This is a genomic window from Pseudomonas chlororaphis, from assembly GCF_001921865.1.
Taxonomy (GTDB): Bacteria; Pseudomonadota; Gammaproteobacteria; order Pseudomonadales; family Pseudomonadaceae; genus Aquipseudomonas; species Aquipseudomonas chlororaphis_D.
Window position 1 is genome coordinate 210219 of record NZ_MSCT01000004.1, and the last position, 12816, is coordinate 223034.

The 12816-nt window shown below is 63.5% G+C and carries 12 protein-coding genes; 4 read left to right on the forward strand and 8 right to left on the reverse strand.

The genetic code is table 11. The features are described from left to right. The 8 genes from dusB to BTN82_RS02935 form a co-directional block, all read right to left on the reverse strand. The gene (gene dusB, locus BTN82_RS02900) at positions 1-1014 is read right to left on the reverse strand and encodes a tRNA dihydrouridine synthase DusB (RefSeq protein WP_075117681.1); all 1014 of its coding nucleotides are present in this window, start codon (positions 1012-1014) and stop codon (positions 1-3) included. A 196-nt stretch (positions 1015-1210) separates the two neighbouring features. After that, positions 1211-2443: a DUF3426 domain-containing protein gene (locus BTN82_RS02905; RefSeq protein WP_075117682.1), complete on the reverse strand. Its 1233-nt coding sequence runs from the start codon at positions 2441-2443 to the stop codon at positions 1211-1213. 30 nt (positions 2444-2473) lie between these two features. After that, the gene (prmA, locus tag BTN82_RS02910) at positions 2474-3352 is read right to left on the reverse strand and encodes a 50S ribosomal protein L11 methyltransferase (RefSeq protein WP_075117683.1); all 879 of its coding nucleotides are present in this window, start codon (positions 3350-3352) and stop codon (positions 2474-2476) included. 272 nt (positions 3353-3624) lie between these two features. Beyond that, complete coding sequence (gene accC / locus BTN82_RS02915; RefSeq protein WP_075117684.1) at positions 3625-4980, reverse strand: acetyl-CoA carboxylase biotin carboxylase subunit; 1356 nt, start codon at positions 4978-4980, stop codon at positions 3625-3627. Positions 4981-4997: 17 nt separating this feature from the next. Next, the gene (gene accB, locus BTN82_RS02920; RefSeq protein WP_009046774.1) at positions 4998-5459 is read right to left on the reverse strand and encodes an acetyl-CoA carboxylase biotin carboxyl carrier protein; all 462 of its coding nucleotides are present in this window, start codon (positions 5457-5459) and stop codon (positions 4998-5000) included. Positions 5460-5507: 48 nt separating this feature from the next. After that, entirely contained in the window at positions 5508-5960 is a 453-nt protein-coding gene (gene aroQ, locus BTN82_RS02925) for a type II 3-dehydroquinate dehydratase (protein WP_075117685.1), read from the reverse strand. 302 nt (positions 5961-6262) lie between these two features. Further along, complete coding sequence (locus BTN82_RS02930) at positions 6263-8227, reverse strand: methyl-accepting chemotaxis protein (protein ID WP_075117686.1); 1965 nt, start codon at positions 8225-8227, stop codon at positions 6263-6265. A gap of 51 nt (positions 8228-8278) precedes the next feature. Then, entirely contained in the window at positions 8279-9943 is a 1665-nt protein-coding gene (locus BTN82_RS02935; RefSeq protein ID WP_075117687.1) for a PleD family two-component system response regulator, read from the reverse strand. Positions 9944-10235: 292 nt separating this feature from the next. Between BTN82_RS02935 and BTN82_RS02940 the strand changes: the two genes are divergently transcribed. The 4 genes from BTN82_RS02940 to BTN82_RS31770 form a co-directional block, all read left to right on the forward strand. Then, positions 10236-11303, forward strand: a complete 1068-nt coding sequence (locus BTN82_RS02940) for a DUF2333 family protein (RefSeq protein WP_075117688.1) — start codon at positions 10236-10238, stop codon at positions 11301-11303. A 3-nt stretch (positions 11304-11306) separates the two neighbouring features. Further along, on the forward strand, positions 11307-11843 hold the full coding sequence (locus BTN82_RS02945) for an NUDIX hydrolase (RefSeq protein WP_075117689.1): 537 nt from the start codon (positions 11307-11309) through the stop codon (positions 11841-11843). A 297-nt stretch (positions 11844-12140) separates the two neighbouring features. Further along, the gene (locus BTN82_RS02950; RefSeq protein ID WP_015634001.1) at positions 12141-12512 is read left to right on the forward strand and encodes a translation initiation factor Sui1; all 372 of its coding nucleotides are present in this window, start codon (positions 12141-12143) and stop codon (positions 12510-12512) included. A 221-nt stretch (positions 12513-12733) separates the two neighbouring features. Beyond that, the coding region (locus BTN82_RS31770) for a hypothetical protein (RefSeq protein ID WP_410002781.1) at positions 12734-12816 on the forward strand (83 nt) is incomplete at its 3' end.

The following is a 12816-nucleotide window of genomic DNA, read 5'->3' on the forward strand; positions in this document are numbered from 1 at the left end:
TCACGCGGCCACCCCCTCTCCGTCCCCTGTCACCAGGCTCTTGTAACGCTCGGCAAAGAACTCACGAACGTTGGCGCACTGTGCTTCCGTATCGTCCAAACGATTGAAGTGGGCGCGAAACTCCCTGGCGCCCGGCAGGGTTGCGAGGTACCAGCCCACATGCTTGCGAGCAATGCGTACGCCCATGACATCCCCATAAAAGGCATGCAGCGCGGCCAGGTGCTCAAGCAGAATACGTTCCACTTCGAGCAGCTCCGGTGCCGGCAGGGTTTGTCCGGTACGCAGGAAATGCTCGATCTCGCGAAAAATCCATGGCCGCCCCTGGGCGGCCCGGCCGATCAACAGCCCGTCGGCGCCGGTTGCGTCGAGGACGTAGCGGGCCTTTGCGGGTGAGTCGATATCGCCGTTGGCGAAGACCGGTATCGACACCGCCTGCTTGATCGCGGCGATGGTGTCGTACTCGGCCTCGCCGGTGTACAGATCGGCCCGGGTCCGACCATGGACCGCCAGCGCCGTGATGCCAGCCTGCTCGGCGATCTTCGCCACCGTCAGGCCATTCTTGTTTTCCCGGTCCCAGCCGGTACGGATCTTCAGGGTGACCGGTACATCGACTGCGGCCACCACGGCCTGCAGGATCTCGTTCACCAGATCTTCATCTTTCAGTAACGCGGAACCGGCGGCCTTGTTGCAGACCTTCTTCGCCGGACAACCCATGTTGATATCAATAATCTGCGCGCCCAACTCGACGTTGGCACGGGCGGCATCCGCCAGCATCTGCGCGTCGCCACCGGCGATCTGCACCGAGCGCGGCTCGGGATCGCCCTCGTGGATCATGCGCAGGCGCGATTTGCGGCTGTTCCACAAACTCATGTCGCTGGTGACCATTTCCGAGACTACAAGGCCTGCACCCAACCGCTTGCAAAGCTGACGAAAGGGCTGGTCGGTGACGCCCGCCATGGGGGCGAGAATCAAGCCGTTGTGCAATGTATATGGGCCGATGCGTACCGCCGACATAGGACTTCCCTGTTGTGGGGCCGGATCATGAGAGTTCGAAAAAGGGTTGGCATGATACCCGCTCTCGATGACCGGATAAAGGCTGAATTGGATAAAATCTGAACAGTTATTCTGTTATTGCCAACGGTTTGGTCCACCGCGCAGCAGTCAGAAAACCGCCGTCAATCCAGCATGGCCTCTGGTCGGGCGGGGCGCTTCACTCGGGCGAGTGGAAGCTCAGGCTGTAGTTGACGGCCTTGGGGCCCGGATCGAGGATGTCCAGCGCGATATGGATCGGCGTCTGCGGCGGCATCTCCGACACGCCTTCGAGTTCGCCTTTCACGTATTCGCCGGGCTTGAAGCGACGGCTGGCGATCAGTTGGCCGTTGAGGTCGGCGAAGCGCAACTCCAGCAGCGGGAAGGGTTGGGAGAACGGCGCGCGGTTATAGATGATTGCGTCCACCACCAGTGCGCCGCTGAAGTCCGGGTGGCTGCGCACCACCAGGTTGCTGCTTTTGATGCGGTCGATATCGACCTTCGACGGCACGGTGCAACCGAGCTGTGGGCACAGTTGCTGGAACCAGGGGCGGTACTGGTCCTGGCGGGCCAGTTCCTCGAAGTGATAGGCAATGTACTGGCCCGCCAGACCGGCGGCGGCCAGCAGGATCAGCAGGCTCCAGAGCAGGCGGCGGCCCCAGGGCGAACGGCGCTTTTGCCAGTCCAGCTGGATCGGGTCGTCTTCCAGCTCCAGCAGCGCGGCCTCCGGTGCTTCGGGTTCGCTGCGCCCACGCTTGTTGCGCGGTGCCGGTGCGACCGGCGGCTCGATGTCGTCGGGCTCGTCGACGCGCAGCGGAGCGTGCTGAGGCATGGGTTCCAGGTCGTCCAGCTGCAGGGACGGCACCTTGGGTTCGTCTTCCAGGTCGTCCAGGCTGAACGACAGTGAGGGTTCGGTGCGCCCGGACCGGTCGGCGGCTGGCTGCCCGGGTTTTTCATCGAGTTCGTCGCTGGCGCCTGGCGCCTGGCTGAACAGGCCGTCGGGCCAGTGTTCTTCATCGGCGTCCGGCTGGTCGCGGCGCGCGCTGAGGCTGTCTTCCCGCGGTGCGCGCTCCTGGCCGAAGGCCTTGGTCGGCTGGATTTCCCGTTGCTCGAGCTTGGCCAGTTCCTCGTCGAGGTCGAGGTTGTCCAGGTCCAGCTCGGCGGCGTTCCACTGTTTCTGGTTGATGGCGCGCTGCGCTGGAACCTGAGGCTCGGCGGCCTCTGGTGGCTCGGCACTGGCCGGAGCGGGAGGCGCATCCTTGCTGGCGCGTTGCTCGAGCAACTGCCGAGCGGCGTTGAAAACCTGCAGGCACGAACCGCACCGCACCACGCCACGGGCCACGCTCAGTTGGGCGTGGCTCACGCGAAAGCTGGTCTGGCAATGCGGGCACTGGGTGACGAAACTGTCGGTCATGCGGCGATCCGGTTTATGCAGGCGGCCATTCTAGCGCCGACGGCCGGTGATGCGTACCCAGCCATCGAGATTGGCGATCGGATCCAGGTCGAAGTCCTGGGCATAGGCGGCGGCGACTTCTTCGCCCTGTTCGGCGAGGATGCCCGATAGCGCCAGGCGCCCGCCGCTCTTGACCAGGCTGGACAGCTGCGGCGCCAGGGACACCAGCGGGCCGGCGAGGATGTTGGCGACCACGACATCGGCCTGGACCTGCGGCAGGTCTTGCGGCAAGTAGAGCGGGAACAGCGCGTCGGCGATATTGTTGCGCCCGGCGTTGTCGCGGGAGGCTTCCAGGGCCTGCACATCGATGTCGGTCCCCACCGCCTGCTTGGCGCCCAGCAGCAGGGCGGCGATCGCCAGGATCCCCGAGCCGCAGCCGAAATCCAGCACGTTGCAGTCTTTCAGGTCCTGGCCGTCGAGCCATTGCAGGCACAGCGCGGTGGTCGGGTGGGTGCCGGTGCCGAAGGCCAGGCCCGGGTCGAGCAGCAGGTTGACCGCGTCCGGCTCGGGGGCGGCGTGCCAGCTCGGGACGATCCACAGGCGCTGGCCGAAGCGCATCGGCTGGAAGTTGTCCATCCAGCTGCGTTCCCAGTCCTGGTCTTCGATCACTTCGCTGTGGTGTTCGGGCAGCGGGCTGCCGGTCAGCAGTTCGAGGTGGGCCAGCACGCTGGCGGCCTCGGTGCCGTCTTCGAACAGGGCCAGCAGATGGGTGTGATTCCACAGCGGGGTGGTGTTGAGTTCCGGCTCGAAGATCGGCTGGTCTTCGGCGTCCATGAAGGTCACCGATACGGCGCCTACTTCGAGAAAAGCGTCTTCGTAGGTTTCGGCCTGTTCTGGGCTGATGGCGAGACGGACTTGCAGCCAAGGCATGGCGGGCACCTTTGAAATATGTAGTGTGCAGCCTAGCGGGCTGCGAGAAGCGCGCAAGTTTACGCGAGCAGGAGGCAGAAGACGACATGGAAGGCGCCATTTCCGCGTGCCGACACCGCCTCTCTGCAGGAGCGAGCTTGCTCGCGATCCGCGCAGCGGCCATTACCGGCATTACCCGATAATCGCTATCGCGAGCAAGCTCGCTCCTACAAGGTTTTCGCCAGAAACGACAAGGCCGCTCGAAAGCGGCCTTGTCGATACAGGCGGTGCGATCAGTGCTGACCGGCCAGCTTGTGTTCCAGGTAGTGAATGTTCACACCACCCTTGCAGAAGCCTTCGTCGCGGGTCAGGTCGCGGTGCAGCGGGATGTTGGTCTTGATCCCGTCGACCACGATTTCGTCCAGCGCATTGCGCATGCGCGCCATGGCTTCCTCACGGGTGGCCCCGTAAGTGATCAGCTTGCCGATCAACGAGTCGTAGTTCGGCGGAACCGCGTAACCGCTGTACAGGTGCGAGTCGACGCGCACGCCATTGCCGCCCGGAGCATGGAAATGCTTGACCGTGCCTGGGCTTGGCATGAAGGTTTTCGGGTCTTCGGCGTTGATCCGGCATTCCAGGGAATGGCCGCGAATGACCACGTCCTTCTGGGAGAACGACAGCTTGTTGCCAGCGGCGATGCTCAGCATCTCCTTGACGATGTCGATGCCCGTGACCATTTCCGATACCGGGTGTTCTACCTGCACGCGAGTGTTCATCTCGATGAAGTAGAAACGACCGTTCTCGTACAGGAACTCGAAGGTGCCGGCACCGCGGTAGCCGATGTCGATGCACGCCTTGACGCAGCGGGCGAAGACTTCCTGGCGAGCGGTTTCGTCGATGCCCGGGGCCGGCGCTTCTTCAAGCACCTTCTGGTGGCGACGCTGCAGGGAGCAGTCGCGGTCGCCCAGGTGGATCGCATTGCCCTGGCCGTCGGACAGTACCTGGACTTCCACGTGGCGTGGGTTGGTCAGGAACTTCTCCAGATAGACCATCGGGTTGCCGAACGCCGCGCCTGCTTCGGAGCGGGTCAGCTTGGCCGAGGCGATCAGGTCTTCTTCCTTGTGCACCACACGCATGCCGCGACCACCGCCGCCGCCAGCGGCCTTGATGATCACCGGGTAGCCGACTTCACGGCCGATGCGCAGGGCGGTTTCTTCGTCTTCCGGCAGCGGGCCGTCGGAACCTGGAACCGTCGGTACGCCGGCAGCGATCATGGCGTGCTTGGCCGATACCTTGTCGCCCATCAGGCGAATGGTCTCGGCTTTCGGGCCGATGAAGGCGAAGCCGGAGTTCTCGACCTGTTCGGCGAAGTCGGCGTTTTCCGCGAGGAAGCCGTAGCCTGGGTGGATGGCGGTGGCGCCAGTCACTTCGGCGGCCGCGATGATCGCCGGAATGTGCAGGTAGGAGTGCGCGGCGGAAGCCGGGCCGATGCAGACGGATTCGTCTGCCAGACCCAGGTGCATCAGTTCCTTGTCGGCCTTGGAGTAAACGGCGACGGTCTTGATGCCCATCTCTTTGCAGGCACGCAGGATCCGCAGGGCGATTTCACCGCGGTTGGCGATCAGAACTTTTTCCAACTTCGCAGACATCGTTGGCTCTCCGCGGTTCAAACGATGGTGAACAGCGGTTGGTCGTACTCAACCGGCTGGCCGTCTTCGACGAGGATGGATTCGATCACACCGCTGGTTTCAGCTTCGATGTGGTTCATCATCTTCATGGCTTCGACGATGCACAGGGTGTCGCCTTTCTTCACGCTCTGGCCGACTTCAACGAAGGCTGGCGAGGTTGGCGAGGATTTGCGATAGAAGGTGCCGACCATCGGCGAACGGGCAACGGTGCCGTTCAGCGCTGGGGCAGCCGGAGCTGCGGGGGCGGCAGCGGCGGCTGGAGCGGCAGCGGCAGGTGCGGCGGCCGGAGCAGCCATCGGGGCCGGTGCGTAGTATTGCTGGGCTGGAGTCTTGCTGTGACGGCTGATGCGTACGGACTCTTCGCCTTCCTTGATCTCGAGCTCGTCGATGCCGGACTCTTCCAGCAGTTCGATCAGTTTCTTAACTTTACGGATATCCATGAATCATCAACTCCCAAGGGTCGGTCAGGGGCGTTTATTACTTGTCGTTCAAGCTGTCGCTTGTCGTTCAAGCTGTTCTAAGGCGGCCTCCAGGGCCAGTCGGTAACCGCTGGCGCCAAGGCCGCAGATCACTCCCACCGCAACGTCGGAGAAGTAGGAGTGATGGCGGAAAGGTTCGCGTTTGTGCACGTTGGACAAATGCACTTCGATGAATGGGATGCTCACCGCCAGCAGCGCGTCACGTAATGCGACACTTGTATGCGTAAAAGCTGCTGGATTGATCAGAATGAAGTCCACGCCTTCATCGCGGGCGGCATGGATACGGTCGATCAATTCATACTCGGCGTTGCTTTGCAGGTAGAGCAAATGGTGGCCGGCCTCGCGTGCCTGGCGTTCCAGGTCCTGGTTGATCTGGGCCAGGGTGGTCGCGCCGTAGACGCCCGGTTCGCGGGTGCCGAGCAGGTTGAGGTTGGGGCCGTGAAGCACCAGTAGGGTCGCCATCTGCTGTTCCTTGTTGTCGCGCAGTTATTCGAGTGTGCTGTTATCAGAACCCGGCGACTATGCCGCAAAGCCTTTGTGACTGTCCAGTTCTCTGCAATAGGCAGCACGATGACCGATGTTTAGCCTAAATGTGTGACTAAGTGACTAAATCCGGTCATTTGCCGAAGCAATGCGTTCGGCGAAGTTCGCCGCGTCGATTTCGCCGATGACCCGCACATTGCTGCGTTCTACGTGTTCTTTGCCGAGAAACATCAGCGCCGGCGGTGGCGACCAGCGAGCCTGGGGGCGGGGTCGGGCGATGGTTATACGCGGAAGGCCTGGACCGCGGTGTGCAACTGGCCGCCGAGGCTCAGCAGGTTCTCGCCTTGTTCGCGGCCTTCGCCGATGCGTTGCAGGTTGTCCCCGCCCAGTTGATGGATGCGTTCGCTGTGGTCGCGGATTTCGCTGACCGCGCCGCTTTGCTGGGCGGTGACATCGGCGATGCGGATGGCGGTGTCGGAAATGGTCCGGATCGCCCCGACGATCTCATCCAGCGCGCCGTCGGCGGCCTGGGCCTGGCCGGCGGTGGCTTCGGCATGTTCGACCTGGGCGCGCATGCCCTCCACCGATTGCCGCGCGGCGCTTTGCAGGCCGGCGATCAGGGTCTGGATCTCGGCGGTGGCGCCAGCGGTGCGCTGGGCCAGGGAGCGGACTTCTTCGGCGACCACGGCAAAACCGCGGCCCATTTCGCCGGCTCGCGCGGCTTCGATGGCGGCGTTCAGGGCCAGCAGGTTGGTCTGGTCGGCAATCGAACGGATCACCGTCAGCACGCCGCCGATGGTTGCCGATTCCTCGGCCAGTTGTTCGATCATCTGCGCGTTGCCCTGCACTTCGCCGACCAGGGCGTGCAGCCCGGTCAGGCTCTGGCCGATTACTTTCTGCCCCTGTTGCACCGCCAGCCCGGCGCTGCGGCTGGCGTCGGCGGCCTGGCTGGCGTCGCCGGTGACCTGCTGGATGGTCGCCTCCAACTCGCCGAGGGCATCGCGGATCTGCGCGGTGTCGCCGGCCTGGCGCTCGGCGCCGCTGTGCAGGCCGCTGCTCAAGTCGGCCAGGGCGCGGCTGCTGCCGGCGACCTGTTCGGCGTTCTGCCGGATGGTGCCCACCAGGTCCACCAGGTAGGCGCGCAGGCGGTTCAGGGACTCTTCGATGTCATGCAGTTCGCGGTTGGTCCGGCCCAACTGAATGTCGCGGCCGAAGTCGCCCTCGGCCCAGGTCGACAGGGCCGGTGCCAGGTTGGTCAAGACCCGCGCCAGCCTGCGCTGCAGGGTGTCGATGACCAAGGCGATCAGCAGGATCAGGCCGATCATCAGCCCCTGCATCAGCCGCACTTCGCCCTGGATCTGCCCGTGCTGGGCGCGCACCGTTGGTTCCAGTTCGGCGATGGCTTGCTGCACGGCGGCGATTTTCAGGTGGGTGGCGGTGCCGAGGTCGGCGCGTTTCTGGATCTGTTCGCGGGTGCGGTTCAGCTCGGCGGGGTAGCGTCCGAGCAGGCTGTTGAGCTCGCGCTTGAGGCCGATGCCGGCGTCTTCGGCGGTGGTTTTTTCGCTGTTTTCCAGGCCCATCATGGCGGCGAAGTCGTCGGTATTCGAGGCGTTGCTGGCGGCGACGCCCAAGAGCGGCAGGGCTTCCAACTGCTCGGCCTGGGCGCGCATGTTGGCCACTTCGCGCTCGACATCGGCGGCCAGTTCGCTGCGGCCGCTGCTCACCAGCTTGTCGCGTGCCAGGGACAGCTTGCCCAGGTGCTGGGAGGCGCCCAGCAGCAACGGCAGATACGCCGCGGCATTCGGGTTGCCGGCGGCGCCGGTGGCGTACTGGCTCAGTTGTTCGAGGCTGGCGCCCAGCTCGCGCTCGGCTTGCAGCAGCAGGGCTTGCGGGTCGCCGGCCAGTTTGCCGGCGGCCAGCAGGTCGGTCTTGCTGAACTCGTCCAGGCCCGACAGGCTCGGGCGCAGGCTTTGCGCCAGCTCCGCAGGCAATTCGCCGAGCTGGGCCTGCTGGGTTTCGATGGCCTGGCTGGCGCTGCTCAGGCGCAGGGCGTCGCCGCTGGCCAGATAGTCATCGATGTTGCGCGCCACCTGGTTCTGGAACTGCTGGGACAGGCCCAGGTAGCGCTCCATCAATAGATAAGGGCGTTCGAGGGCGCGTTGCGACCACCAGAGCGTCGCCCCCAAGGCCAGGCACACGGCAACTAATAGCAGGGTATTGAGATTGGTCAGCAGCTTCAGGCGCATCGCGTCTACCAACGACTTGAATGGTAAGCGCCTGAATTTATTGCGTTTGTATTACAAGGTTATGACCGAATCGGTGGGGTCCGATGAAAAAGTGGCGCTTTGATGGCGCGCCGCCTGGACTCGGTTACGCCCGCCGTCCTTGGCGCGGTAAAGCGCTTCGTCGGCCTGGCTGGCCATCATCAGGCTGTCGGAGTCTTCCCGCAGTTCGACCACGCCGGCGCTGAAGGTGCACCACAGGTCATGCGGCTGGGCCGGGTAGTGGATTTCGGCAAAGCGCTGGCGGATTTCGTCGAGCACCTTACAGGCCGATTCCAGGTCGGTGTCGGGCATGACAATGGCGAATTCCTCGCCGCCGTAGCGGCCGATGAAGTCGGTCTTGCGCAGGCGTTGCTTGAGAAACAGCGCCAGGCTCTTGATCACCCGGTCGCCCATGGGGTGGCCGTGGCTGTCGTTGACCCGCTTGAAGTGGTCGATGTCGAGCATGGCGAAGCTCAGCGGCTTGTTCTCGCGGCGCGCGCGAAAGCTGCAGTCTTCGAGCAATTGCAGGATATGGGTGTGGTTGTACAGCCCGGTCAGGCTGTCGCGGACCATGCGCGCCTTGAGGTTGCGCGCCCGCGCTGCCCGGTTGCGCACGGTGGTGATCAGGTGGCGTGGCTTGATCGGTTTGGTCAGGAAGTCGTCGCCGCCTTCGCTCATGGCGTCCAGCTGCTTGTCCAGGTCATCTTCGGCCGACAGGTAGATGATCGGCACGCTGACATAACGATCGTTGTGCCGGATCACCTTGGCCAGTTCGGTGCCGGTGCAGGCCGGCATATACATGTCGAGGATGATCAGGTCCGGCTGGAAGTCGGCGAGCTCGGCCATGGCCTGGATCGGCTCGATCAGGGTGCGGGTGATGATCCCGGCGCTGTTGAGCAGGCGTTCGGTGTGCAGGGCCTGGGCGCGGGAGTCGTCGATGATCAGCACTTTATAAGGCTCGTACTGGGCGACGCAGGTCAGGATCTCGATTTTTTCCAGCAGGCTGGAGGCTTCCAGGGTGCCGGTGAGGAACTCCTGGCCGCCAGCGCGCACGGCGGCCAGGCGGGTCGGGGTGTCGGTTTCATGGAGGCTGAAGAACAGCAAGGGCAGTTTCTGCTCCAGGCCTTCCTGGGCTTCGGCGGCCAGTCGCAGGCCCATGCCGTTGCCGCAGAAATCGACGTCGATGACGATCGCCGCGGGCAGGCGCTCGACCATCGAGGAGCGGAACGCGGCGATGCTGTCCAGGGCCAGGGCACTGAGGCCGAAGAACTCCAGCTGCTTGGCCAGGCGTTCGCCGCGATCGTGATCTTGCAGCATCACGTAGATCGGCTTGCGCAGGGGCGGCAGGAAGGTCTGTTCCAGCTGGTCGCCGTGACGCAGGCCGGTGCGCGACAGGCGTTGCATCAGGCGGTTGAGGTCGGTGATCAGGCCGCTGCTCAGGCGCCCGCGGTTGGCGTCCACGGCGCTCAGCGAATCGCTGATGCTGCGGGCCAGTTGGGTATGTTCGGGTTGCTCGAAGCGTTCGGCGAAACGCAGCAGGCGCAGGTTGGCCTCACTGAGTTCGGACATGTCGGCGGTTGACCATTCGCTGCGCTGCAAGCGCTGCCAGATCTCGAGGATCTGCCGGGCCTGATGAATGACCCGCTGGGCAAAGTGGTGCTTGAGGCGCTCACGGCTGGGGTCTTCTGGCTCGGTCATATCCTGACTACTAGTTAGGGTGCATGCTGAGATCGACTGGTGGCTCTATGCTAGCACCTCTTATGAAATGTACGAGTGTCGTACGTCAACAATCTTCCAGGCGACCTTATTCAGTTCCCGACCGACTGGTCGCATAGGCTCTAGACTGTGCTTCATTTATAGTGGCCGTTCGATGTGCAGCCAGCCTGTGGCGCCCGTGGGGCGGACAGCTCGTTAATCCGCCTGGCCCGAGGCACGATGGCGGCGGGTTGTGGTCGAACCGATGAACCCAAGTGATCGAAAGGATATAGCCATGCTGGACTGGAAGAACCGCGCAGACCGCGCGCCGGATCGCGCCGCCGAACCCAAGTCGGCGACCCGCAGTTACTTTGGCGGCCTGCTGTTCAGCCGTGCCCTGGGTACCCTGCTGGCGTTGTATCTGCTGGTGGCTGGAGCCCTGGGTTGGTACTGGAGCCAGGAGCCGGCGCTGTTCCCGGTCCAGCAAAACGCGCAGATCGCCGCCGAGAAGGAAGGCAAGCAGATGGTCGTGGGCTACACCACGGTGGAAACCCTCAAGACCGTGGCCGGCACCCTGCTGAACAAGCCGGGCGGCTATATCTCCAACGACCGTTTCCCGCCGGGCCTGTGGATGGACAACATGCCGAGCTGGGAATACGGCGTGCTGGTGCAGGTTCGCGACCTGACTCGCGCCTTGCGCAAGGACTTCGCCCGTTCCCAGTCGCAGTCCGCCGAAGACGCCGACCTGGCCAAGGCCGAACCGCGCTTCAACTTCGACAACAAGAGCTGGGTGCTGCCGTCCAGCGAGTCTGAATACCAGGAAGGCATCAACTCCCTGAGCCGCTACCAGGCGCGCCTGTCCGACCCGAACCAGAAGAGCGCGCTGTTCTACGCCCGCGCCGACAACCTGAACAACTGGCTCGGCGACGTCGGTACCCGCCTGGGCTCGTTGTCCCAGCGCCTGTCGGCCAGCGTCGGCCGGGTCAAGCTCAATACCGCGCTGAAAACCGAAACCCCGGCGCCGGGCGAGTCGCCGCAGGTCGATGAAGAAGTGGTGGAAACGCCGTGGATGCAGATCGACAACGTGTTCTACGAAGCCCGCGGCCAGGCCTGGGCCTTGTCTCATCTGCTGCGCGCCATCGAGGTCGACTTCGCCGACGTGCTGGCCAAGAAGAACGCCACGGTCAGCGTGCGCCAAATCATCCGCGAGCTGGAAGCGTCCCAGGAGCCGGTGTGGAGCCCGATGATCCTCAACGGCAGCGGTTTCGGCGTGCTGGCCAACCACTCGCTGGTCATGGCCAACTATATTTCCCGGGCCAACGCCGCGGTCATCGATTTGCGTCAGTTGCTCAATCAGGGTTGATTCATGGTGGCCACTTCCAATGAAGCCGCGCACCGCGCGGCCTCCGATGCCGAACAAATCGCCTGGGTCGATGGCGAAGACCAACTGCTCGGCGCGATCGCCCGTTCGGAGCTGCGCGAGCGCGGCCTGATCGGGCGCGGCACCTATATCCTGCTGTTCAACTCCGCCGGCGAGCTGTGTGTGCACCGGCGCACCCTGAGCAAGGCCATCTACCCCGGTTACTGGGACGTGGCCGCCGGCGGGATGGTGCAGGCTACCGAGAGTTACGCCGAGTCGGCGGCCCGCGAGCTGGAGGAGGAGCTGGGGGTGAGCGGGGTAGAGTTGACCGCCCACGACCATTTCTTTTTCGAGGATCCGGACAACCGCCTCTGGTGTTCGGCTTTTTCCGCGGTCTGGGACGGGCCCCTGCGCCTGCAGCCGGAAGAGGTGCTGGAAGCGCGCTTCATCACGATTGACCAAGTGATGCGCGAAATCACCGAAAAGCCCTATTGCCCGGACTCCCTGGCGGCCTTGCAACGCTATCTGGCGCGACGTCGTTAAAGTTGCATAAATTGACGCGGTTTGGCTCTTAGCAAGTCGGCTTTTTGCCGTTACACTGCGCGACCTTTTTCAAGCTGAGCCGGCTTGCTTTTGTAGGAGCGAGCTTGCTCGCGAAGAACGCAAGGATGATGGGTGCTATCTGAAAGCACGCGTTATCGCTGACGTCCATCGCGAGCAAGCTCACTCCTACAAAGTGTACCGGCCCAGTAGCGCTGCCCCTGCCTGAGTGGGGCTTCGCGGTCGATGGCACAGGCCATGTGCTTCGACCAGTCTTTGGTCCTCCCGAGAGGATTGCCGGTGGCCAAAAAAGCCGCATCCTTCGCCGCCCTTGGTGGCCTGGTGTTTTCCACCGACGCAGGTCGACATTGCCCGGACTGTAGCCAGCCGGTGGCAGCCTGCATCTGCAAACAAACCGTTATCCCTGCCGGCGACGGCATCGCTCGCGTGCGCCGCGAAAGCAAGGGCCGTGGTGGCAAGACGGTGACGACCATCACCGGCGTGCCGTTGGCCGAGGACGCGCTCAAGGAACTGGCGACCACGTTGAAGAAACGTTGTGGCACAGGTGGCGCGTTGAAAGACGGCGTCATCGAGATCCAGGGTGATCATGTCGAGCTACTCTTGGCAGAGCTGGTCAAGCACGGTTTCAAGGCGAAGAAGTCCGGCGGCTAGCAGCCTCTGTGAAGACCACCCCCGACTTGATGCAGCCCCGAACGTTCAGGGTTGCCGTCGTCGCCATGGTTTTCACAGAGCCTGTTCATGACCGGTTTCTAAACTCAGCGTTGCAAACGAGGTCTATCGCCTCGTTGCAGGCTAATCGTCATTTTCATTCTTTAGACTGCGCCAGCCCCGGACCGGGGTGGCGCTCTATGACTTCTTTATAGGGGACTTCGATGTCCGTACGACGCACACGCAAAGACGATGGCAGCCAATGGACAGTTGCGGACAGCCGCAGTGTTTATGGGATTCGCCATTG